This is a genomic window from Halorussus pelagicus, from assembly GCF_004087835.1.
Classification (GTDB): domain Archaea; phylum Halobacteriota; class Halobacteria; order Halobacteriales; family Haladaptataceae; genus Halorussus; species Halorussus pelagicus.
In genome coordinates, this window is sequence record NZ_CP035119.1 from 2,670,796 (window position 1) to 2,691,211 (window position 20,416).

Annotated in this window: 24 protein-coding genes; 8 read left to right on the forward strand and 16 right to left on the reverse strand. The window is 64.8% G+C overall.

The window, feature by feature from the left end; all coding sequences use genetic code 11:
- Window positions 1-58 precede the first annotated feature (58 nt).
- Window positions 59-817: a hypothetical protein gene (locus EP007_RS13530; RefSeq protein WP_128478158.1), complete on the forward strand. Its 759-nt coding sequence runs from the start codon at window positions 59-61 to the stop codon at window positions 815-817.
- 78 nt (window positions 818-895) lie between these two features.
- The gene (locus EP007_RS13535) at window positions 896-1,291 is read left to right on the forward strand and encodes a thioredoxin family protein (protein ID WP_128478159.1); all 396 of its coding nucleotides are present in this window, start codon (window positions 896-898) and stop codon (window positions 1,289-1,291) included.
- A 26-nt stretch (window positions 1,292-1,317) separates the two neighbouring features.
- Here EP007_RS13535 and EP007_RS17575 read toward each other — a convergent pair whose 3' ends face one another.
- Both EP007_RS17575 and EP007_RS13540 read right to left on the reverse strand, forming a co-directional pair.
- Window positions 1,318-1,485, reverse strand: coding sequence for a hypothetical protein (locus EP007_RS17575; RefSeq protein ID WP_166035594.1), 168 nt, complete (start codon window positions 1,483-1,485; stop codon window positions 1,318-1,320).
- 2 nt (window positions 1,486-1,487) lie between these two features.
- A complete protein-coding gene (locus tag EP007_RS13540) occupies window positions 1,488-1,673 on the reverse strand; it encodes a hypothetical protein (protein ID WP_128478160.1) in 186 nt (61 codons plus the stop codon).
- 146 nt (window positions 1,674-1,819) lie between these two features.
- On the opposite strand from EP007_RS13540, the gene EP007_RS13545 reads away from it, so the two are divergent.
- The 3 genes from EP007_RS13545 (at window position 1,820) to EP007_RS13555 (ending at window position 3,668) form a co-directional block, all read left to right on the forward strand.
- Window positions 1,820-2,266, forward strand: a complete 447-nt coding sequence (locus EP007_RS13545) for a DUF7552 domain-containing protein (RefSeq protein ID WP_128478161.1) — start codon at window positions 1,820-1,822, stop codon at window positions 2,264-2,266.
- Window positions 2,263-3,084: a DUF7260 family protein gene (locus EP007_RS13550; protein ID WP_128478162.1), complete on the forward strand. Its 822-nt coding sequence runs from the start codon at window positions 2,263-2,265 to the stop codon at window positions 3,082-3,084. Before EP007_RS13545 ends, EP007_RS13550 begins: the two co-directional genes overlap by 4 nt.
- Window positions 3,085-3,176: 92 nt before the next feature.
- On the forward strand, window positions 3,177-3,668 hold the full coding sequence (locus EP007_RS13555) for a DUF7552 domain-containing protein (RefSeq protein WP_128478163.1): 492 nt from the start codon (window positions 3,177-3,179) through the stop codon (window positions 3,666-3,668).
- Between the two features lie 107 nt (window positions 3,669-3,775).
- Here the strand turns inward: EP007_RS13555 and EP007_RS13560 are convergent, their stop codons facing one another.
- The 9 genes from EP007_RS13560 to EP007_RS13600 all read right to left on the reverse strand — a co-directional run bounded on the left by EP007_RS13560 (window position 3,776) and on the right by EP007_RS13600 (window position 13,100).
- Window positions 3,776-4,069 carry a hypothetical protein gene (locus tag EP007_RS13560; protein ID WP_128478164.1) on the reverse strand — a complete coding sequence of 98 codons (294 nt, stop codon included), beginning with the start codon at window positions 4,067-4,069 and terminating at the stop codon, window positions 3,776-3,778.
- A gap of 104 nt (window positions 4,070-4,173) precedes the next feature.
- Window positions 4,174-5,208, reverse strand: a complete 1,035-nt coding sequence (locus EP007_RS13565) for a DUF7544 domain-containing protein (RefSeq protein ID WP_128478165.1) — start codon at window positions 5,206-5,208, stop codon at window positions 4,174-4,176.
- A 61-nt stretch (window positions 5,209-5,269) separates the two neighbouring features.
- Complete coding sequence (locus EP007_RS13570; RefSeq protein ID WP_128478166.1) at window positions 5,270-6,055, reverse strand: TrmB family transcriptional regulator; 786 nt, start codon at window positions 6,053-6,055, stop codon at window positions 5,270-5,272.
- Window positions 6,055-9,192: an MMPL family transporter gene (locus tag EP007_RS13575; protein WP_243700390.1), complete on the reverse strand. Its 3,138-nt coding sequence runs from the start codon at window positions 9,190-9,192 to the stop codon at window positions 6,055-6,057. Before EP007_RS13575 ends, EP007_RS13570 begins: the two co-directional genes overlap by 1 nt.
- Before the next feature lie 267 nt (window positions 9,193-9,459).
- Window positions 9,460-10,776 carry a S8 family peptidase gene (locus EP007_RS13580; protein WP_128478167.1) on the reverse strand — a complete coding sequence of 439 codons (1,317 nt, stop codon included), beginning with the start codon at window positions 10,774-10,776 and terminating at the stop codon, window positions 9,460-9,462.
- A 277-nt stretch (window positions 10,777-11,053) separates the two neighbouring features.
- A complete protein-coding gene (locus EP007_RS13585; RefSeq protein WP_128478168.1) occupies window positions 11,054-11,836 on the reverse strand; it encodes a rhodanese-like domain-containing protein in 783 nt (260 codons plus the stop codon).
- Between the two features lie 115 nt (window positions 11,837-11,951).
- Window positions 11,952-12,482 carry a DUF7504 family protein gene (locus EP007_RS13590; RefSeq protein WP_128478169.1) on the reverse strand — a complete coding sequence of 177 codons (531 nt, stop codon included), beginning with the start codon at window positions 12,480-12,482 and terminating at the stop codon, window positions 11,952-11,954.
- On the reverse strand, window positions 12,466-12,819 hold the full coding sequence (locus EP007_RS13595) for a hypothetical protein (protein ID WP_166035596.1): 354 nt from the start codon (window positions 12,817-12,819) through the stop codon (window positions 12,466-12,468). Before EP007_RS13595 ends, EP007_RS13590 begins: the two co-directional genes overlap by 17 nt.
- Window positions 12,816-13,100, reverse strand: a complete 285-nt coding sequence (locus tag EP007_RS13600; protein ID WP_128478171.1) for a hypothetical protein — start codon at window positions 13,098-13,100, stop codon at window positions 12,816-12,818. The genes EP007_RS13595 and EP007_RS13600 overlap by 4 nt, the downstream gene beginning before the upstream one ends.
- Window positions 13,101-13,223: 123 nt before the next feature.
- Here EP007_RS13600 and EP007_RS13605 point away from each other — a divergent pair, with 123 nt between their 5' ends.
- A complete protein-coding gene (locus EP007_RS13605) occupies window positions 13,224-13,601 on the forward strand; it encodes a hypothetical protein (protein ID WP_128478172.1) in 378 nt (125 codons plus the stop codon).
- Window positions 13,602-13,806: 205 nt separating this feature from the next.
- Here EP007_RS13605 and EP007_RS13610 read toward each other — a convergent pair whose 3' ends face one another.
- Complete coding sequence (locus EP007_RS13610; protein ID WP_128478173.1) at window positions 13,807-14,946, reverse strand: phosphotransacetylase family protein; 1,140 nt, start codon at window positions 14,944-14,946, stop codon at window positions 13,807-13,809.
- Window positions 14,947-14,986: 40 nt separating this feature from the next.
- Window positions 14,987-17,098 carry an acetate--CoA ligase family protein gene (locus EP007_RS13615; RefSeq protein ID WP_128478174.1) on the reverse strand — a complete coding sequence of 704 codons (2,112 nt, stop codon included), beginning with the start codon at window positions 17,096-17,098 and terminating at the stop codon, window positions 14,987-14,989.
- A 218-nt stretch (window positions 17,099-17,316) separates the two neighbouring features.
- Here EP007_RS13615 and EP007_RS13620 point away from each other — a divergent pair, with 218 nt between their 5' ends.
- Window positions 17,317-18,867 carry a phosphoenolpyruvate carboxykinase (ATP) gene (locus EP007_RS13620; protein WP_128478175.1) on the forward strand — a complete coding sequence of 517 codons (1,551 nt, stop codon included), beginning with the start codon at window positions 17,317-17,319 and terminating at the stop codon, window positions 18,865-18,867.
- A 12-nt stretch (window positions 18,868-18,879) separates the two neighbouring features.
- On the opposite strand, the gene EP007_RS13625 is transcribed toward EP007_RS13620, so the two are convergent.
- Window positions 18,880-19,098, reverse strand: a complete 219-nt coding sequence (locus tag EP007_RS13625) for a YgaP family membrane protein (protein WP_128478176.1) — start codon at window positions 19,096-19,098, stop codon at window positions 18,880-18,882.
- A 130-nt stretch (window positions 19,099-19,228) separates the two neighbouring features.
- On the opposite strand from EP007_RS13625, the gene EP007_RS13630 reads away from it, so the two are divergent.
- On the forward strand, window positions 19,229-19,408 hold the full coding sequence (locus EP007_RS13630) for a hypothetical protein (RefSeq protein ID WP_128478177.1): 180 nt from the start codon (window positions 19,229-19,231) through the stop codon (window positions 19,406-19,408).
- A 33-nt stretch (window positions 19,409-19,441) separates the two neighbouring features.
- On the opposite strand, the gene EP007_RS13635 is transcribed toward EP007_RS13630, so the two are convergent.
- Both EP007_RS13635 and EP007_RS13640 read right to left on the reverse strand, forming a co-directional pair.
- Complete coding sequence (locus EP007_RS13635; protein ID WP_128478178.1) at window positions 19,442-19,870, reverse strand: GIY-YIG nuclease family protein; 429 nt, start codon at window positions 19,868-19,870, stop codon at window positions 19,442-19,444.
- Between the two features lie 33 nt (window positions 19,871-19,903).
- Window positions 19,904-20,320: a DUF4149 domain-containing protein gene (locus EP007_RS13640; RefSeq protein ID WP_128478179.1), complete on the reverse strand. Its 417-nt coding sequence runs from the start codon at window positions 20,318-20,320 to the stop codon at window positions 19,904-19,906.
- Between the last annotated feature and the right edge of the window lie 96 nt (window positions 20,321-20,416).

The following is a 20,416-nucleotide window of genomic DNA, read 5'->3' on the forward strand; positions in this document are numbered from 1 at the left end:
CGAAGTTCGTTAGCGCCGAAAACAAAAGTATATACGATATGACTAGAAATATGGACCAATGCCCTCCAAACTTAGTATCGGACGCTCGTTGAGCTACGCGGTCGATAAGCTCTCGACGCGCGGCGGAGCGACCCTCATCGCCGCCTACGTCGTCTTCCAACTCGCCACGCAGGTCGTCACCCAGTCGCTGTTCGCCGAGGCGTTGGCCGGTCTCCCCGAGACCGGGCAGTCCTCGCAGTTGTATCCGCTCGCACTCGGAGTTCCGATGGCCGTCAGCGCCGTCCTCGGTCTCGTCCTCCTCGTCGCTGGCACCGTTCTCGGCATCGTCGCCATGCGGGCGCTGTACGCCGACACCGACGCCGTTCCGAGCGCCGACCACACCCGGCGGCTCGCCCGGACAGTCGGTGTGACGTTCGTCGTCTCCATTCTCGTGACAATAGTCACGCTCATCGGGTTCGGCTTCCTGTTTTTCCCCGGCCTGTTCCTCGGTGTCAGTCTGTTGTTCACTTCCCTCGTGGTCGCCGTCGAGGACGCCGGGGTCGTGGAGTCGATGAAACGAAGCTGGGAACTCACCTCCGGACACCGGCTCCGCCTGTTCGGACTCGGCTTCGTCGTCGCCATCATCGCCGGTCTGGTCGGTGGCATCGTGGGTCTGGTCGGAGTCATCGACCCGCTCGTGAACGCCCTCCTGACCGGAGCCTTCTCCGGCGTCGCCTCGGTGTTCGGCGTCGCGGTACTCGTCGGCGCGTATCGACAGCTCGTGGACGACGGTGCGAACGATGACGGCGCGGACGCACTCGACGCGAGCGCGGTTTGAAGTTCCCGCGACCAGAATTATCGACGCTGAGAAGCGGACCGCAAAACTAAGTCGGCCCCCTCACAACTCCTGAACGACATGGACGACGAGGACCTCGATGCAGTCCGTGAGCGCAAGAAGCGCGCGCTCGCACAGAAACAGGGCCTCGGCGCGCCAGCGTCGCCGGTGTACGTCGATGGCTCCCAGAGCTTCGACCAGACCGTGACGGCCCACGATGTCGTGTTGGTCCACTACTACGCCAACGGCGGGGCGGGCCAGCGCCTCCACCCGGTCGTCGAGTCCGTCGCCCGCGAGACGTTCGCCGCGGTGGCGAAAGTCAATATCGTGCATCACCAGAAGTTGGCCTTGGAGCGCGGCATCGAGGCCACACCAGCGTTCGAGGTGTACGCCGACGGCGACTGTCAAGAGCGCGTTCGGGGCCAGGTCGAGAAGCGCGAGTTGGTCGAGTTGGTCGGGGAGTACACGTCGTTCTGAACGCGAACGGAGTCCGTTCCGAGGAGTTACATCGCGCCAGCGACGCCGCTTCCGATGGCGGCACCGCAGTCCGCGCAGGCGACGAGATAGAACCGCTTCGAGGCTTTGAAAAATCCGGTCGTGGAGTCCATATCCAGAAACTCCACGTCGCCCTGCTCTTCCAGCGTCGTCTCGCACTCGGGACAGTGAACCATCGTCAAGCGGCACCCCCGTTCGATTTCGCACCCGCGACGCCGCTCCCGATGGTGCGACCGCACTCGGCGCAGTTAGCGGTGTAGAACCGCTTCGAGGCTCTGACGATACCCATCGCGGAGTCCACTTCTTCGAAGTCGATGTCCGCCACGTCGGCGAGCGAACTGTCACATCCGGGGCAGTGTACCATGTCGGCAGACTATTCAGAGCCGTGACAAAAATCTCTTGTGGTAGCGCGACCGGTCCGCCGAGTTCCGTACCGACGACGGCGTCGCAGCGACGCCCATCCGAAAGTTCTTTTAGGCCAGCCTAATTCGGATTAGGTAAGCCTAAAACATGACCTGCTCCCTCGACGCCATCCGCGGAGAAATCGCCGACCTCGCCGCTGACGGCGGCGATTTCTACGTCGCGTGTGCCGACACGGACGAGTGCCCCGCGCCGCTGACTGGCCGGGAGTTCCCTACCGAGGCGGCCGCCAACGAGGCCGCGGACCTCGCCCGAACCTACCGCGAGGCGCTCCGCGAGACCGACCCGCAACTCCCCGAGCATCGCCTCTCGGTATACGAGCGACCGGGCGACGCGCCCACGCTGGTCTCGACCCGCGAGCGCACCGAGGGGAGACGCGCGAACGGTCTCCCCCAGTCCTCGCGGTCGGTGACCCTCTCGGGCGACTGCGAGTCCGAGTGGCTCCGGATGGACAACGCGCCGCTGGTCCACGTCCGGAGCGACGGCGAACCGCTCCCTGACGACGCCGTAGAGCGCCAACTCGACTCGAAGCTATGATCGAACAGTTCCCCACAGGAGACGCGACGACGTTCGAACCCCGGACGCCCGCGGCGGTCGAACGCGCGGCGAGCGAGCGCGACCGCATCGCCGAAAAAGTCGCGGCGTTCGGCGAGTTCCGCGAGCGCGTCGCGGCGGTGTCGGTCACCAACGCGAATCGACAGGGCGGCCGGTCGGCGGGGTCGTCGGGCGGCAGGTCGGCCGGGAGCGCGCTCGCCGTCGGAACGACCGGAGCGGACGCGTCCGGCGGCGCGGCGACCGTCCGCGAGGCATTCCGCGAGACGGTTCTACCCTACGCCGACGCCGAGTCGATGCAGGAAGCGATGGCCGACGAGCTATCGCCGGAACTGACCGCGGCGCTCTCGCCCGCGGCGGGCGGGTTCTCGACCGGACTCAAGCGCCAACTCCTCTCGCAGGCCGACCAGCGCCGCAAGGAGTGTCGCCTGCTCGCCGAGGGCATCGAAGGCGAGCGCGACCGAGTCCGAGACATCGCCGACGAACTGAGCGACATGACCGACTGGCTGGCGGACGCCGACGAAACACCCCTGCTCCAACTCGGCTTCGAGGAGTTGCGGGCGCGCCACGACCGACTGGCCGAGTTCCGCGCGACCTGCGACCGCATCGCCGCCGAGCGACAGGCCGCGATTCGGGAGACGCGCAACGACGGCCTGACCGGGATTCGGGAGTCGGAGCTACTCGCCCACCTCTACGGCGAGTTTTCGGACGCTCACCCCGTGCTGGCGGACCTCGCGGAACTCGACGCCGTGCTGGCCGACTGCCAGCGCGCGGTCCGGAGTCACCTCTGCGCTCGCGTGTGAGAAATGGAGCGCGCAGGTTCTGTCAGCGCGGCGGCCGACGAGGATACCGAAACGACTTCAACGGTCCGCTGAGGGCTGGCCACCGAGTCCCCATGACAGACTCTCTCGAACACCTCCGCGAGCGAATAACCGAGTTGACCGACCCCGACGGCGATTTCGCCGTCGTCTGTCCGCTATCCGGTAAGTGCCCGGTCCCGGTCCGGAGCGAGTCGTTCCCCTCGGCCGACGCCGCCGAAGCGGCCGTCGGTCTCGTCCGCGAGTATCGCACGCTCCTCCGCGAAGTTGACCCGCACCTCGAAAACATCCCCATCGTGGCGACCGAACGGAGCGCTCCGCCGCTCGCGCTCGACGCGTGCGAGCGAAGCGAGCGCGCGGACGGAACCGAACGCGAGGACGGGGACGAGCGAGCGCGTGAGACCGCTCGTCGCGTCCGCACCCGCCGCACCGGCCGGTCGATTTCGCTCTCGGGCGAGGGCGACGACGAATGGCTCCGGATGGACGACGCGCCGGTCGTCCACGTCCGGCGCGACGGCGAACTGCTCGACGACGCGGCGGTCTCGCGGCAACTCCGGTCGAAACTCTGACTCACAACAGTGGTCGGTAGCGCGATTTCGTTATGTAACTCGGCGTCCGAAATCGAAACGCGAGACCGCTACGTAGCTATGCGAATCGAACACGGACCCAATCGTGGTCAGAGCACGAGTTCGGGAGCGAAGGTTAACAGGATGAGTAGACCGATTAGCAACAGAAGCGCGGTTACACGCAATCCACCGGCCATCTGTCGGCGCTCCGTTGGAAGGGACTCAGCGACTCCGGACAGCGCGAACCCAAGCGCCATAATAAGTGAGTTGACCGAGGAGACATCGCGTAGAACATCGTAGTAGATATAGATGCTCAACATTGCGAGTGAGCTACCAAACATCACGAACGCATTACGTTTCCCAGCGGGTTCACTGAACACAACGTCTTTGACTTTGGAGGGCATAAATCAGTCTATTCTCCCGACACTGTAAATAAGTGTGACAAATCGGGGACTGGCCGGTCGAAGTAATTTTTCTCTTGTCCAACACAAACCTCCCGTCGGTATCGTCACTCCGACTCGCGTATCTCGCGGCGCAGGTCCGGAATCAGGTCGAACTCGCTGTTAGTGTCGCCGAGAACGACGAGCGAGTGGTAGCGCAGATACGTCTGGATGGGCACGAAGACCACCGCGAGCGCGGCGGTCAGGACGACGACGTACGACAGCGCGAGGAGTCCCGCGACGGCCAGCGCGGCCGGGTTCGAAAGTATCGCGCCGAAACCCCCGAACGCGGGAACCGCTACGATGCCCACGATGGCCAGCGGCGCGACCAGCAACGCGCCGATGATTCCGCCAGCGACCGTGGCCACCAGTCCGGCGGCGAACGCGAGGACGACTCGGACGAGCGCGTAGACGCCGTACTGCTTCCACTCCTCGGTCAGCGTGGGCCAGAACCGACGCCACCCCGCGAGGACGCCGGTGTCTTTCAGAATCATCACCGGCACGACGAAGTTGACGGTGAACGCGTCAAGTAGCGCGACGAGGAAGCCGACGACTGCGACCAGCGGAATCAAGAGAACAAGCAGGACAACCGAAATTTCGAGCGCGCCCGTGGCGAGTCCGACAATGCCCGCCACCAGCGCGATTGCCGGAACGACGACCAGCAGGCCGAGCGCGACCCGGAAGGCGAACAACTGGACGGCGCGGCCGAGGTGCTGACTGGCATAGTCCCGAATCCGGACGTGCTGGCGGCGAAGCGTCTCCACGAAGACGAACTCCATCACGGTCCCGATTAGCACGTAGAGCAGACCCACGAGTAGCGCGATGGCAACCACGCCGAGGATGACTGGCAGTACGTCGCCTAGCGCGGACGGAACGTCGAACTCGCTCCCCGGCCCGAACGTTAACTCCGGAGCGTCGCCGGACACGTCGGTCGAACCGCCACCGCCGCCACCCCCGCTGGTGAACGGCCCACCGCCCCCGGTGCCTCCGAGGAAGAAGACCACGACGGCGAGTTTGAGCCACTGGCGGGCGTCGAACGGAGTGAGCAACGACTTCGTGGCGTCGAGCGCGTCGTCAAGCGCTTCTACGGCGTACCACGGCATGGGTCGGGCTACAAGGCCGACCGAGAAAAAGTGTCGGGTGAGCGGATTTTCCCGGCTTGGCTTAGACCGACACGGCGTCGCCGAGTCCGCCGTCGATGAGTTGGATGAGGACCGCGGCGATACCGGTCTTCGACGACCAGATGGCGGTCTCTTCCTCCAACTCGGGGTCGTCGCGCCTGTCGCGGACGCTCAACAGCACCGTCTCGCCGTCCACGACGACGACCCGGCCGATAGGGTCGTCGCGGTCCGGAGGTTTGTTGTGCGGGTGGTCGGCGGGGAAGTCCGCGATTTCCACATCGCTGTCGGCGAACAGTTCTTCGAGCACGGAGTCGCCGACGAGGACGACCTCGACGCCTGCGTCGGCCCGTTCGCGCAGGCGGTCGGCGAGGTCGTCGGTCAGTCCGCGGGCGTCGTGGCCGACGCCGAAGAGGATTCGGCGCTCGGCCTCTTCGAGCAGTTGCTCGACTCGGCCGTCGATGCTGGTCCGACCGTGGACCGTCCAGATATCCTCGCGCTCCTCGTCGCCCTCGCCGCGCTGTTTTCGGGCCGCTTCGAGGTAGTCGAAGGCCAGCTCTTGGGTGCGCTCGAACTCGCCACGGAGATGCGACCGGGCGGCGTCGAGGCTGACGGGGCGATACTGGATTGGCTTGGACTGCTGGACCTCCACGAGACCGCGGTCTTGCAGGGACTCGGCCGCGCCGTAGACCTGCGAGCGAGGCACGTCGGTCGCCCGATGCACGTCGCGGGCGGTGCCGGTGCCGAGTCGCTGGAGCGCGGCGAACACCTTGGCCTCGTAGTTCGAGAGTCCGAGGTGTTCGAGGGCGTCGATGGCGTCGTCTTCGTCCATCAGTCCTCGCTCATCTCCGTCCCGCCGTTAGCGACTGCGGCGCTCGGTTGGCTCGCGTCCGTCTCGCCCGGCCCGAGATAGCGCGTCCACAGCACCAGCAGACTCGGCAGGACGAGGACGCTGGCGAGGAACGCGTAGACGATTGTCAGGCCGGTGATGACGCCGAACTGCTGGAGCGCGGGCAGGATGGCGAACACGAGGACGCCGAACCCGCCGACGGTGGTCGCCGCGCTACCGAGAAGCGCGCCGCCGGTGCCGGTGACGCTCTCGTTCATGGCTTCCCACATGGTGTCGCGCCGCCCGAGTTCCATGGTGTAGCGCTCGCTGAGGTGGATGCTGTAGGCCACCCCGAGTCCGACCGTGAGGCTGGTGATCATCCCCGTCAGGACGTTGAACGGCATCCCGAGCAGATACATCGTCCCAAGAATCCACGAGACGCTGAACGCCACGGGGAGCAGGGTGATGGCTCCCAGCGTGGCGCTCCCGTGGACGAGACGGTAGGCGATCATCAGGAACGCGAACGTCGCCGCGAGTGTGATGAGCAGGCTCTCGATGACGGTGTCCAGAAGCTGTTTCTGGACGATTTCGAAGACGATTGGCTGGCCGGTCGCGGTGGCGGTCAGGTCGTCGTTACTGATTTCGGTGGCGATGTTGCGCATCTCCGTCGTAACCGTCGAGGAGGAGGCACCGCCTTGGACCGAGACGATCATGCGCGCGGCCTCGTACTCGCCGTCCTGTCGGACGACGACACCTTTCGCCTCCTGCGGTGCGACCGCGTACAGTTCGTCGAGAACTTCCTCGACGTTACGGTCGGGCACGCTATCGCCGTCGGTGTCGGCCGCCGCGAACGTCTGGTTGAACGACTCGTTTTCGGCCGCGACTTGGTCCATCACCGAGAGCGGACTCCGAATCTGTGGCTCGCCGTTCGAGAGGACGACAACCACGTCGTCCTTCTGGGCGGCCGTCTCCTCGGCCCGCTGTAACTTTTCGAGGGCGTCGGGATTCGCTACGGGACCCTCGACCAGAATCTGGGCCTGCGAGTCCTGTCGCAGGAAGTTGTCGTTGACGTATTCGAGGTTCGCCTTCGCGGAGTAGTCGCCGGGCGCGAACGGTTCGGGCAGGTCCTTCATCCAGTCGGCCGGGTCCTCCGCGAGGAAGTCCGTCTGCGCGAAACTGGTATCGACCTGCGTCGCGCCGTACGCGCCGCCTGCCGACAGCACCAGCGTCAGCGCGATGACGACGAAGGGTGCCTTCCGGGCCGCGACCGACCCGGCAGAGAGCAGCGACCCGAGCGCGCCGCCGCCAGTTCCGAAAGCTTTCTTCTTGCGGTCGAAGCCGCGTGCTTCGAGGAAGCCGTCGATTTCGACCTTGAGCGCCGGAATCAGTCCGCCGAAGACGATCAGCGCCGAGAGGATGCCGACCGAACTCACGATACCGAAGTCCTGAATCGGCGGGAGGGGACTGACAAGATTCGACATGAAGCCGATGACCGTCGTCGCGGTCACCCAGACGAGCGCCACGCCGACGCTCGCAAGTGCGACCGACATCCCCTCGCGGACGCTCTCGCCGTCGTGTTCCTCGCGCTCCTCGCGGTGACGCATGAAGACGTGGATCGCGTAGTCGATGGAGAGACCGATGAGCAGGACCGGCACCGCGATGAATATCTGGTTGAAGGTGATTCCTACCCAGCCCATGAAGCCGAACGTCCAGACGAGGACTGCGCCGATACCGAACACGCCCAGAAGGATGTCGAGCAGGTCGCGGTAGGCGATTATCAGCGTCAGGATGACGAAGATGAGCGCCATCGGACCGACGATGGCGATGCTGTCGGTCATCGACTGGTCGGTCTCCTCGCTGATGATGCCGGACCCGAAGACGAGGACTTCCCGGTCGAGTTCCTGCTCGGCGATGTCGGCCATCGCGGTCTGGGAGTCAACGATGTCGCTCGACGCCATGCCTTGGACCGTCTGGCCGTCTTGGGTCTGGAAGACGACAACCATCGTCGCGTTGGCCTCGGTGCTACCGGGTTCGTAGGAGGTCGGCATGAACGTGAACGCCTGACTCGACGACCCGTCGTCGCTCTCGCTCAGGACCGTCTCGACCGTCGATTCGATGTCCGAGGCGTTCATCGACTGCAAGCGGTCGGTCTGCTCCCGTAGCGGGGGTGCAGAGGCGTTCTGCAACTGCTGGCGCTGCTCTTGGAGTCGTTCTGCGTCCTCGGCTAACTGTTCGCCTTCCTCGCGCAACTCCTCGCCGCGCTGTTGGAGTTGCTGGTACTTGTCGGCCAAGACGCCCCGCGTGCCCAACTCGAACACCTGTTCGAACTGAGACTGAATCTCAGTCGTACGCTGGCGGTAGGTCGATTGGTTGATGTCGCCCTGCTGGTAGGAGGTGTTGAGTCTATCGAGTTGGAGTTGCAGACCGCGGGTCTGCTGGAAGGCCTGTGCGAACGTCGCCGACTGGTTCGCGGTCAGGTTCTCTGTCGCCGAGGTCCGGACCTGTCGAAGTTGGGTCTCCAACTGTTCGGACTGCTGGCGGTAGGCCGAGTCGCTCACCTCGCCCTGCTGGTAGGAGGCGTTGAGACGGTCGTATTCGGTCTGCAACTCGCGGGTCTGGTTCAGACTCGCGCCGAGTCGCCCGGCGGTCCGGTTGATTTCTTGACTCCGCTGTTGGAGTTCGGCCCGCGACTCGTTGAGCGATTCCCGACGCTCTCGGAGTTCGGCACCGCTCTCTTTGAGTTCGGTCGCCTGCTCCTGTCGAATGCTGGCCGTCGCAACGACGTTCGCGATGCCGGTGCTGGGCGTCTCGTTCGACAGCGTTCGGTTGACCGTCGCGTTGTCGCGCAACGCCTGTTGGAGTTGCAGGGTCTCGACCATCGCGTCCTTCGAGAGGACGTTTCCGCCCTCGTCGCGGACGATAAGTTGGGCGGTCGTCGTGTTCTCGTCGCCGGACTCGAAGTTCTCCTCGATGTAATTGAGTTTGTCGGCGGCCGTGCTGTCGCTCTGGAACTGTTCGAGCGACGACGACTGGTCAACCATCGGCGCGCCCGCCCCGACCAGCACGGTCAGCACGAGTAGGACGGCGATGATTCCGCGGCTATACTGCGTGACGGCGGCGAAGAGGTCGCTCGCGTTCACGAGTCGGCCCTCCGCACGACGCGGTGTCGGTTCATATCTGGCACTGTTGTTAGTAGCCTACTAACAGCGTGGGCATAAATGCACGGGATTCGGAATCGCTTGCGTAGATACGGGGTCTCGTCGTCGGAGAGCGCGAGAGGCGAGAGAAGGAGGCGTCTCTGAGTGAGCGTAGCTCGAAGTGGACGCGATTCGGGAGGAACCATCCGGGGTGACGTGCGACGCGACTCCCGAGTCGCGTTGCCCGAAAAAACGACGGCGGTTTCGGCTTTACTTCAGCGCTTCGTAGGTGTTCAGTTCGCCAGCGCCGTAGTAGGTCTTGTCGAACTCCTCGGGCACTTCGGCGGTGTTGCGGAGTCGCTTGCGGACTTTGTTCGCGTTGAGGTCGGGACGCTGGCTCCGGAGGAGCGCGACTGCGCCAGCGACCTGCGGCGCGGCCATCGACGTTCCGGCAATCCACGAGTGGGTGTAACTCGCGCCGACGTAGTTGCCGTCGGCGTCGAACTGCGGTCGGGCGATGGCGTTGAACACCATGTCGTAAAACCAGCCAGCGGAGTAGTCGTCGAAGTTCCCGCCGGGCGCAGCCACGTCGATGGCGTTCGTGCCGTAGTTTGTGTAGGCCGCGGGCGTGTAAGTCGGCGATTCGAGACCGTCGTCGCCCTGATTGAACCCGATGGGTCCGGTCGCGCTGACCGAGACGACGTTGGCCGCCTCGCTCGGGAGGCTGATGAGGCTTCCGTCGTGCTGGAGGTCCGCGGAGTCGTTGCCCGCCGCGACCACGATGACGGTTCCCTGATTCTTGGCGTAGCTCGTCGTCCGGTTGAGAATCTTGCCGTAGAAGCTCCCGTTCTCTTTTCGAGAGGCGGGGTAGGACCCTAAGCTGAGGTTCGCCGCGTCACAGCCGATGCGAGCGCTGTAGACCATCGCGGCCACGATGTCGGCGAACGCCGCGTTCTCGCTCGGCGAGAAGACCCGGCAGTCCACGATTTCGGTGCCGGGCGCGGAGCCGACCGCTCCGGCGTCGTTTCGGTCGTCGGCCGCGACGATGCCCGCGACGTGGGTGCCGTGGTAGCCGCCGTACGGTCCGGCCGCGCCGTAGCCGTCGCCGGTGAAGTCCTGCGAGAGGTCCTCGTTCACCGCGTGCTGGAGGTCGGGGTGTCCCGCCGCGACGCCGGTGTCGATGACCGCGACGCGAGTGCCCTCGCCGCGCGTGATTTCGTGGGCGTCCGGGATGTTCTGGGCCTGCTTGTCCCACTGGGCGGAGTAGTACGGTTCGTCCGTAGCGTCTTCGGACGCGACCTGCTCTTCGTCGAACGGAAGGTCGAGCGAGTAGGTGCTGTCGGCGGCGTAATCGACTCCGAGCGCCTCCACGTCGGACTCCGCGCCCTCCACGACCAGCGTGTCGATTTCGGGGAGGTCGTGGGCCACGTCGAGACCCGCCGCCTCGGCCTCGGATTTCGAGGTCTTCTTGCTGTCCACGAGGAATCGCTCGTCGGCGGTTGCGACCGTCACCGTGCTACCGACTGCGATGCCGCCGAGTGCTGTGCCGCTGACTTTGAGGAACGACCGTCGGTTGTAACCGGACATAAACGTTTTTATCGTTCTTTTAGTTTATAATATCTTTGGTTAGTATTATAAAACTAAATTAGGATATAAATATTTTACTCTGTGAAAATAAACTGTACTGCTTGGAACCGAATCGTCGGTCGAAAGTACGTCGAAAGAGCAGACGAACTCGGAGTCGGTACAGTGAATCGCGGTCCGCAATCTCGCGGACCGATTTCGAAAAGTGAAAACTCGCCGTAATCGACGGCGGGAATCTCGGTGCGACGGAAAATACGGCGACGACGACTTCGCCCCGGTCTCAGCCTTGGACCGTTCCGGCGGCGAGGTCCTTTAGCTTCCCTTCGACTTGATAGTCCGGCGTCTCGACTTCGATGGTCGAGTCGGGACCGACCTCGTGGAACTTGAGGTGGAGTTCGTAGCTCCCGGCGTCGGTGATGTCGGTTGACTCCATCTGGCCGGACGCGCGGTGGCGCGCCCACGCGTTGCGCCCCGCGAGCGACGCTTGGGTCTCGCCGCTAATGACCCAACTGTTGGGCTTGCTGGACACGTCGCTCCCTCGCATCGGGTAGCCGCGGTCCTGCCACTCCCAGAATCCCTCGTCGATGACGTAGACGTTCTCGTAACCCTCGTTGATGAGTTGGGAAGCGCGCATCGACGAGAGGTGGTGTGGACAGCCACAGTAACAGATGATTCGGTCGTCTTTCGGCCAGTCCATCACGGGGTCGTTGTCGGCGCGTCGGCCCTTCGAGGCCTGACTCAGGACCGCCCCGTAAACGTGGGACTTCTTGTAGGACTTCTTACCGCGAGCGTCCGCGATTCGGGCCTCGCCGCGTTTGTACCAGTAGTGGGCCACATCGACGGGCGCGAGAGGTACCTGCACGCCGTTCTCCTCAGTCGTGCCGAACGATGACGTGTCGATGTTCCGCTCTTCGGGTTGGTCGTCGAACTCCGGCGGGTAACCGTCAACGTTACCGTCTTCCGGTTTCAGCGAGAGTTCGGCACCGCTCCCACCGCCCCCGAGACATCCGGCGGTCAGCGAGAGCGACGCCACACCGCTCGCCAGAAACGTGCGTCGTTTCATCTATGGGTACTCTTAGCAAATGAGAGAATATTAATTTTACCGTATCAGTATCAGGACTCAGACGACGGAAAATTAGCCCGAGTGTGCGACGAATGTAGTCCGGTCGCGCGTCGAACTACTCGACCGTTATCGTGCGGTCACAGAGTCCGCGAAGTCGGTCGTACGTCTCGTCGGTGACTGCGTCTCGAACCGTGCAGTACGCCCCGCAGGCTCCTTTCTCGCGGCTGGCCGAGACGACCGAATCGAGCAGTCTGAACACCTGCTCGACTCGACCGTACATCAACAGGACGTTCACGTTGTCAACGACGACCCAGCCGCCGCCCATGACGTACTCCATCGCCGTCGAGACGCGGATGCTGATGCCGGTCAGATCGCTCGGGTCCACCGGGTCGGTTGTCCAGAGCGGGCCGTCGTACTCGCTGGGCGACCCCGTGACCGGGACGACGCCGACCTTGCTGGGGTCGCCGCCGCGGCGTTCGACTATCGACTCGACCCTGCCGGGTGCGGCGGTGGCCGACACCACCAACATGTTCTCGAAGGCCTCGTCCGGCAGGGCGGTCAGCGGCGACCCCATCGAGGGGACCGACACCAGCGCCTGCTCGCCGGGGTCAAGCGAGAACGCCGCCCCGTCAGTCTCCTCGGGCACTCTCGAACCCTCCGGACGCGTCGTCCGCGGTCGTCGTTTCCACGTCACGGTCGTCCATGCGCACGAACGGCCGGGCGAACTGCCAGATTCCGGCGGCCGTGAAGACCGACGCCGAGAAGTCGAACACCGCTGAGACCAGCGACAGTTCGAGCGGTATCGACGCGACGTACGAGAACGTCAGGGAGAGAAACGCGGCGGCCAGCAACAGCAGGCCGCGCGTGTGCGCGACGTTCCGAGCGTATGCGACAGTAGGGTAGACGAGCAGGACGGTAGTGATGACCAGCATCGACGTCTGGGCGATGAAGACGAACGAGACGAAGTTGCTCATCGGGTTCATACTTTCCTCCGTTCGGTGAGCAAGACGAGGACGTGCGCCGCCGCGACCAGTGCGGTCACGGTCGCCACTGCCGACGCCGCGAGGTTGAAGGCGGGCGGCGTAGAGACCCCGAGCGCGGTGCCCGCGTTCAGCGCGATATACGCGAGCAGAAGGACGGGAAGCGGGCGCAGGACAGACCCGAACGGCGCGCCGCGGAACCCGCGGGCCGCGATAACTGCCAGCGGAAACGTTCCCGCGAGGACGAGTATCGTCGCCAGCGCGAGTATGCGTTCGACTACCATTCGCCAGCGAGTTTTCGCTCCCGGAGTAAATAACCCGGCGGTGCAAGTGACAAACGCCAGTGAACGCGAGAGATATTTCTCATTCAGGAAGAAAAATAACGCTCCGTTTCGTAGACTCGACATATGGACTCGAAAATCGACCGGTTGGTCGTCGCGCTCCGAGAACGGGTCGGTGACGGACTCCGTGGAGTCTTCTACGGGAAGTTCCGCGAGCGAGAGTATTCCGTCGCCTACACCTCAGAGGAAGCCCTTGACGACTACTCGGCCGAGCAAATCGACGACATCATCGACGATGTCGCCTTCAAGAATTTGCACAGCGACCGGAAGGCCGACCTCCACGAACCGCTCGGGCGCTACACCACCTCGGTCGAGGTGTTCGATGACGGCATCAACCTCGTCGTCCTCGGGTACGACGGTCTGCCGACCGTCTTCGTCGGGATGGACAGCGACGTGTCGAACGTGACGCCCGCGCTCGAAGCCGTCGAGAGCGTGCTGGAGTAGCTTCCTCGAACGGCTTCGCTACCGCCTTCGGTCCCGTTCTCCCTCTCACTCTGACAGCCACTCGGTGTCCAGCGCGCCGAAGTACCGAACGGTGACGTACTCGCCGTCGGTGAACGCCTCGTCGCGGTGGACGCCCTCCGCCTCGAAGCCCAACTTCTCCCAGATTCGCGCCGACGCCGCCAGCGCCTACAGTTGACTTGCGGGACTACTTCTCGGCGGCGTCCGACTCTTCTTCACTGGAGTTCGCGCTCCCGTCCGCCTGCGTGTCGGCGTCAGCACCGCCGACGATTGACTCCACGTCCGCGTGGTCGTGGAGCAGGTCCCGCATCACCGCGACCGTCTCGGCGTCGCGGGTGCGACCGCTTCGAATCACGTCCTCGGCGCGCTCGACGGTCGTCAGCGTGTCCGACTGGACCAGCAGGACCGGGACGCCCTTCTCCTCGGCCTTGCCGATGACCGCGCCCGGCGGCCGGAAGCCGCCGGTCAGAATCAGACACTTCACGCCCGGCGCTTCCAGCGCGACCCGCTGGAGGTCCGGCCGGTCGCCCCCGGTGACGAGCGCGGCGTCCTTCGTCCGACGGAGGTGTCGCAGAGCCGAATCGCCCGACATCGCGCCGACGAGGAATCGCTCCACGAAGGCGTCACCGGGCGCGCTGTTCAGTTGTTCGGCCGAGAGTTCCTCCCCGAGTTCCGCAACGGTCACGCCCGCGAGCGACTGCTCGCGCGGGACGACCCCGAGGACTGGCACGCCGCGGCCTTCGAGGAAGGGGACGACCGCCGTGTCCAGACCGTCGAAGTTGCCCTCTTGGACGGCGTTGAACAGCACGCCCAGCAGTCGGTCGTCGCCGGTCGCTTGCACGTCCTCGGCGGCGGCCAGTACGTCGTCTACGTCGCCCGCCTGCGAGTATTTCGAGAGGAGCAGGACCTCGGCGTCCAGCAGGTCGGCGACTTCGGGGTCGGTCAGGCCCACGATACCGCCCGTGGTGAGTTTCCCGCCGCCCTCGATGACCATTAGGTCCTTGCCCTCGGCGAGACTGTCGAAGCTCTCGCGGACCTGCTCGCGGAGTTCGTCGGGGTCCTCGCGGCCTTTAACGGCCTGTTCGACGAACGTCGGCGAGTAGACCACGGGTTCGAGGTCGTGCATCTCGGCGTCGAGGTCGAGCAGTTCGCGCGCGAGCATCGGGTCCTCGTCCAGCGTCTTGCCGACGTTGCTCTGGAGGCGGGTGCCCTTGGGTTTCATGTAGCCGACCGAGAGGCCGCGCTCGGCGGCCAGTTTGGCCAGCGCGAGCGCGACCGCGGTCTTGCCTGTGCTTTCTTCGGTCGCGGTAACGAGTATCGTTTTCATGATTGGGTGTGGGTGGTGGTCGGATTGGGTTCGTCGGTCGTCACAGTTCGTCGGTGTCCACGGTCAGTCGCACGTCCACGGCCTGCACGCCCTCGGGTCCCGCGACGAGGGGGTTCACGTCGAGTTCCAGAATCGCGGGGAAGTCGGTCACGAGTTGCGAGAGCCGTTGCAGGCTCTCGACGATGGCATCGCGGTCTGCGGGGTCGCGGCCGCGCGCCCCGCGAAGGAGCGGCGCAGAGCGAATTCCTTCGACCATCTCTCCGGCCTCGCGCTCGCTGACGGGCGCGACGCGAGTTTCGGTGTCCTCCAGAATCTCCACGAAGATGCCCCCGAGTCCGAACAGCAAGAGTGGTCCGAACTGCGGGTCGCGGTTCATTCCGATGATGGTCTCGGTGCCCGCGTCGAGGTCCACCATCTCCTGTACTTGGACGCCCAGAATGTCGGCGTCTGGCTGGTAATTCCGGGCGCGAGTCACGAGGTCCTCGAAGGCGTCGTACACGTCCTCTAGTTCGACGCCGACCTTCACGCCGCCGATGTCGGACTTGTGAAGGATGTCCGGCGAGACGATTTTCATCACCACGTCGCCCTCGATGTCTTGGGCGGTGGCGACCGCCTCCTCGGGGTCCTCGGCGACGGTGCCCTCCGGCGTCGGAATCCCGTAGGCGTCCAGCAGGTCCATCGCCTCCACGCCGAGGCGATTGTCCCCGCGCTGTTCGGCGCGTTGCAGAATCTCTTTGGCGCGCTCGCGGTCCACGTCGAACTGCTCGGGGGCCTCGTACTCGCGCTGGCTAATGTCTCTGTAGCGCGAGAGGGCGTCGAGGCTCCGGACCGCGCGCGCCGGGTCGAAGTAGTTCGGGATGCCGCCCTCGCGCAGGATTTTCTTCGCCGACTCGGTGCGCGCGCCACCCATCAGCACCGAGGCGACCGGTTTGCCGTGTTTGGCCTGCAAGTCGGTGATGACTTCGGCGAGATCGTCGAAGTCGATGACCGCGGTCGGTGCCGAAATCACCACTGCACACCCGACGTTCTCGTCGCTCAGTGCGATGTCCAGCGCCTCCTCGAATCGCTCGATGTCGGCGTCGCCGATGGCGTCGATGGGGTTGTAGATGTTGGCTTCCTCGGGCATCGACTCCGAGAGCGCGTCCAGCGTCTCGTCGGTGAACGACGCCAGCGAGAGAGTCGAGTCGCCCACCGCGTCGGTGGTCATGACGCCCGGTCCGCCCGCGTTGGTCATGATGGCCACGTCGTCCGAATCCGGCACGGGTTGGCCCGACAGGATTTGAGAGAAGTCGAACAGCTCTTGGACGTTCTCGACGCGCAACACTCCGGCCTGTTCCAGCCCGGCCTCGTAAGCCTGCTCGCTCCCGGCGAGCGTCCCCGTGTGGGAAGACACCGCCTGCGCGCCCGCCTCGGTGCGCCCGGACTTGACCATCACGATTGGCGTGTCGTCGGTCACGTCGCGGGCCGCGTCGATGAACTCGCCGCCGTTCTCGACGCCTTCCAGATAGCCCAAGATTACGTCGGTATCGGGGTCGTCACCCCACGCCTCCACGAAGTCGGTCTCGTCCAGCACGGCCTTGTTGCCCAGCGAGACCACGTCCTTGAACCCGATTCCCTCGTCGTTGGCCCAGTCCAGTACCGCCGTGATGAACGCGCCCGACTGGCTCATGAAGGAGATAGAGCCGGAACGCGCGTTCTCGGGACCGAACGTCGCGTTCAGTCCCGACGGCGTACTCATTACGCCGAGGCTGTTCGGTCCCACGAGGTTGAGACCGTACTCCTCGGCGACCTCGGTCAGTTCCTGCTCCCGACTCGCGCCCTCGCTCCCGGTCTCGCCGAACCCGGCGGTGATGACCACGACGTTTCGTATGTCGCTCTCACCGCACTGTCGGACCGCCTCGACGGCGATTCCGGGCGGCACCACGACGACCGCGAGGTGCAGTTCGCCCGGCACGGAATCGATATCGGGGTAGCAGTCCAGCCCCAGCACGTCGTCATAGTTGGGGTTCACCGGAACCGTCTCGCCCGCGAAGTCGTCCTGCAAGTTCCGCATAATCGCACGACCGATAGACCCCTCGCTCTCGGTCGCGCCGATTACGGCGACTCGCTCGGGCGCGAACAGCCCCGACAACCCTCCAGTGTTCTCGTCCACGCACGGACGTTCGCCCGAGTCGCGCTTAAAAGTAGTGTCCTGTTTCAGCGGGGTGGGAATCGAACCCGACAACCCGTTCCTACGCCGACACAACTAGACCCATCCGTCGCAAAATCCGGATTATTTACTCGAAACCGAAATTAAAAATCCGGGGTAGAAACCCCGAGGCCCGCGTAAATGGTGCATAATTATACGGCGGGGTACTCTGTCTTCACTCGATGTCAGAATTCGGGAAGACAGTTCGGTCACTGGAGACAGCACTCCCCGACCCCGTCGAAGCTGGCAACGTCCGCTACCAGCCCTCGATGGACCGACTCCGAGAGTTCTCGGCCCACCTCGAAACGACCACGGAGTTCGGGTCGCCGTCGTACGTCAGCGACGAGCGCTCGCGGAACGCCGACCGGACCGAAAACGCGATAGACGACGACTTCGGTGCGGACGACTACGCACACGTCGAGCGGGCCGTCGAGGCGGCCGCCGAGCGCGAGATGGTCTGTGTGGACCGCCGGATGGGTCGCCACCCCGACCACTCGTACGTCTGTCGGCTCTTCGTCTCGAAGGAGTACGCCCGCATCGCGCTGGCGTGGTCGAAGCTCTTCGAACCGGTCGAAGCTGACGGAGCGGGCGGCGCGGACGCCGCTCCGGACCCGGACTTCGTGACCGTGCAGGTGCCCGAGTTCGAGGAGACTGCGATTCGCATTCTCCCCGAAAAGGGCGTCACCGCCGTCCTCGGGAGTGACTACACCGGCGAGGCGAAGAAGTCGTTCCTGCGCCTGTTCATGTACTACGCGAAGCAACAGGGCGGTCTCGGACTCCACGCCGGAAGCAAGCGGGTCCGCTTGAAAGCCGACCCCGACGCCGAAGACGGCGACCGCCGGACCGTCGGACAGGCGTTCCTCGGCCTGTCGGCGACCGGCAAGTCCACGTTGACGGCTCACGGGCTTTGGCTCGACGAAGAATCGGGCGAGGACGCGACGATGCTACAAGACGACGTGTGCGCGCTCCGCCCGGACGGAGCCATCGCCGGGAGCGAGGGCAACGGTCTCTACGTCAAGACAATCGGTCTCGACGCCGACGAACAGCCCGCGATGCACGACGCCGTGACCGACGAGTCGGCGGTCCTAGAGAACGTGGACGTGGCTGACGACGGGACCGTCGATTTCGACAGCGACCGCCACACCTCGAACGGTCGCGCCGTCATCGAGCGCGAGCAACTCTCGTCGGCGGGCGAGGACATCGACTTGGAGAGCGTCGATCAGATTTTCTTCATCACGCGAAACCCCGTCATGCCGCCGGTCGCCAAACTCACTCCCGAGGAGGCCGCCGTGGCGTTCATGCTCGGCGAGTCGGTCCAGACCAGCGCGGGCGACCCCTCGAAGGCCGGGGAGTCCATCCGCGTGGTCGGCACGAATCCCTTCATCGTCGGGTCGAAAGGCGAGGAAGGCAATCGCTTCCGAGACCTCGTGGCCGACCTCGACGTGGACTGCTTCGTTCTCAATACCGGGAGCCTCGGCGGCCGAGATATCGGCGTCGAGGACTCGGTGACGCTCCTGCGGGAAATCGCCCGCGGCACCGTCAAGTGGACCGACGACGACGCGACGGAGATGACGGTCCCGAGCGAGGTGCCGGGCATGGACATCCGAGAGTTCGACGCGGCCGAGAACGTGGCGAATCTGGACGAGAAACTGGCGACGCTCCGGACCGAGCGCCGGACGCACCTCGACACGTTCAAGGAGTTGGACGACGAGATAGCCGACGCGGTGTACTGACGGACTCGCGCGCTATCTCCGCGAACAGGTGTCGATTCCCAACAGGGCGTTGATGCCACAGAACTGCGTGGCGGCGTTGAACAGGAGCGCCGCGCCCGCAATCCCCGCCACAACGCCGATGTTGCCGCCGCGGCCGAGGACGAACGCGCCGACCGCAACTGCGACCAGCGCGACCCCGAGGACCGCGCGAGCGATTCTGTCGAGTCCGCCGACGTTCCGTTTGAAAGCCATGTGTGTGACTGAGGGCCGGAGATAGTTAGGTCTACGGCGACGTCCGCCGGGCGAATGCGTCCCACTGCAACTGCCGAGCGAATCGACCGCGGTGAGAAGATATTTGTACAGCTTCTACCAACTATTAGTCATGTCTGACCAGAGCGATACGTGGGTCGTGCTCCTGACTGCCGGAATGAGTCTTCTCGTCGGTGCGGTCCTGTTCCTCGACGCGGCCCCGTGGTACGTCCGGTACGGCACCTACGCGGTCGCGCTCGGTCTCTCGCTGCTGGCGGTCCGTCGGGGCGACCGGGAGTCGGCGTCGGCGTGACTCGCACGGCGAGTCCCCGCCGCTCGACCGCAATCACTCGCTCGCCGACTCGTGGGCGCTCCTCACCGCACGCTCCAACGTCTCGCGCGCCGGAGCGAACGTCAAGTGCGATTCGCACTCGCAGTCCGACGCGCCGAGACCCGCGACCGATTCGGCTGCGGCGTCGTCGGTCTCGATTTTCCGACTGATTGCACACTCGGCGTCCGCGCCCGCAGTTTTCACCACTTCCGCGATGCGACTCTCGGGGTGGCCGAGCAGGTAATCGACGTGCCAGTGGCGGGCGTCGCGTTCCCCGCGGGCGAGTTCGCGGTGGCGCTCGACGCGCGCGAATCCGCCGGTTCCGAACGCGCTCCCGGTGTAGGCGTACCATCCGGCCGAAAGGTCGCGTTCGCCCGCCGCGCCGAACTCGACGGTCGCGGAGGTTTCGAGCGCTACGAGCAACGTATAGGTACCTTTCAACATTGTATTTCGTTTCCTTAGCAATCTGTGTATTGTTCAAAGATGCGAGACGACCAGCGCGACGGCGACCACCAGCATCGTGACGCCGTTCAGCGCGACCGACTGCCCGTGGTACTGCGCGAAGGCGTCGTTGCCCGCGCGCTCCATCTTCGGAATGAGGACCTGCCGGGCGTAGAGGTTAAGCGCGACGCCCGCCAGCGGCAGGACCGCGAGGAGGATGCCGTCGTAGGGACCGATGCGCACCGCGAGCGCGGCCGCGGACGCGACGAATCCCAACCCCGTGCCGAACGAGTAATACTTCGGGAAGATGGCGTTGACGACCTGTCCGGCGTCGTCGCCCAACACGTCGAAGGTCGTCGGCGCGCCGACGAACGAGAAGAAAACGATGCTCCCGAGCCAGACGCCGAGGCTGGCGTCGAGGACGGTCGTGAGCGCGGTTTCGAGGAGGCTCATGGTCGGCGATTCGGACGCCCGGAAAATCAAGGGTTCGGCTTCGGAGGCGAATTCCCTGCGAGCGCGGCGGCCGATGCGTAGCGCTCAAGACGCTCG

Coding starts and splice junctions, on each gene's coding strand:
- EP007_RS13585 (WP_128478168.1), bottom strand. CDS start 11,836: ATGAAACGACGCACGTTTCTGGCGAGCGGTGTGGCGTCGCTCTCGCTG.
- EP007_RS13595 (WP_166035596.1), bottom strand. CDS start 12,819: ATGAACCCGATGAGCAACTTCGTCTCGTTCGTCTTCATCGCCCAGACG.
- EP007_RS13610 (WP_128478173.1), bottom strand. CDS start 14,946: ATGAAAACGATACTCGTTACCGCGACCGAAGAAAGCACAGGCAAGACC.
- EP007_RS13530 (WP_128478158.1), top strand. CDS start 59: ATGCCCTCCAAACTTAGTATCGGACGCTCGTTGAGCTACGCGGTCGAT.
- EP007_RS13545 (WP_128478161.1), top strand. CDS start 1,820: ATGACCTGCTCCCTCGACGCCATCCGCGGAGAAATCGCCGACCTCGCC.
- EP007_RS13540 (WP_128478160.1), bottom strand. CDS start 1,673: ATGGTACACTGCCCCGGATGTGACAGTTCGCTCGCCGACGTGGCGGAC.
- EP007_RS13605 (WP_128478172.1), top strand. CDS start 13,224: ATGGACTCGAAAATCGACCGGTTGGTCGTCGCGCTCCGAGAACGGGTC.
- EP007_RS13640 (WP_128478179.1), bottom strand. CDS start 20,320: ATGAGCCTCCTCGAAACCGCGCTCACGACCGTCCTCGACGCCAGCCTC.
- EP007_RS13625 (WP_128478176.1), bottom strand. CDS start 19,098: ATGGCTTTCAAACGGAACGTCGGCGGACTCGACAGAATCGCTCGCGCG.
- EP007_RS13565 (WP_128478165.1), bottom strand. CDS start 5,208: ATGCCGTGGTACGCCGTAGAAGCGCTTGACGACGCGCTCGACGCCACG.
- EP007_RS13620 (WP_128478175.1), top strand. CDS start 17,317: ATGTCAGAATTCGGGAAGACAGTTCGGTCACTGGAGACAGCACTCCCC.
- EP007_RS13550 (WP_128478162.1), top strand. CDS start 2,263: ATGATCGAACAGTTCCCCACAGGAGACGCGACGACGTTCGAACCCCGG.
- EP007_RS13600 (WP_128478171.1), bottom strand. CDS start 13,100: ATGGTAGTCGAACGCATACTCGCGCTGGCGACGATACTCGTCCTCGCG.
- EP007_RS13570 (WP_128478166.1), bottom strand. CDS start 6,055: ATGGACGAAGACGACGCCATCGACGCCCTCGAACACCTCGGACTCTCG.
- EP007_RS13535 (WP_128478159.1), top strand. CDS start 896: ATGGACGACGAGGACCTCGATGCAGTCCGTGAGCGCAAGAAGCGCGCG.
- EP007_RS13635 (WP_128478178.1), bottom strand. CDS start 19,870: ATGTTGAAAGGTACCTATACGTTGCTCGTAGCGCTCGAAACCTCCGCG.
- EP007_RS13630 (WP_128478177.1), top strand. CDS start 19,229: ATGTCTGACCAGAGCGATACGTGGGTCGTGCTCCTGACTGCCGGAATG.
- EP007_RS13560 (WP_128478164.1), bottom strand. CDS start 4,069: ATGCCCTCCAAAGTCAAAGACGTTGTGTTCAGTGAACCCGCTGGGAAA.
- EP007_RS13580 (WP_128478167.1), bottom strand. CDS start 10,776: ATGTCCGGTTACAACCGACGGTCGTTCCTCAAAGTCAGCGGCACAGCA.
- EP007_RS17575 (WP_166035594.1), bottom strand. CDS start 1,485: ATGGTTCACTGTCCCGAGTGCGAGACGACGCTGGAAGAGCAGGGCGAC.
- EP007_RS13555 (WP_128478163.1), top strand. CDS start 3,177: ATGACAGACTCTCTCGAACACCTCCGCGAGCGAATAACCGAGTTGACC.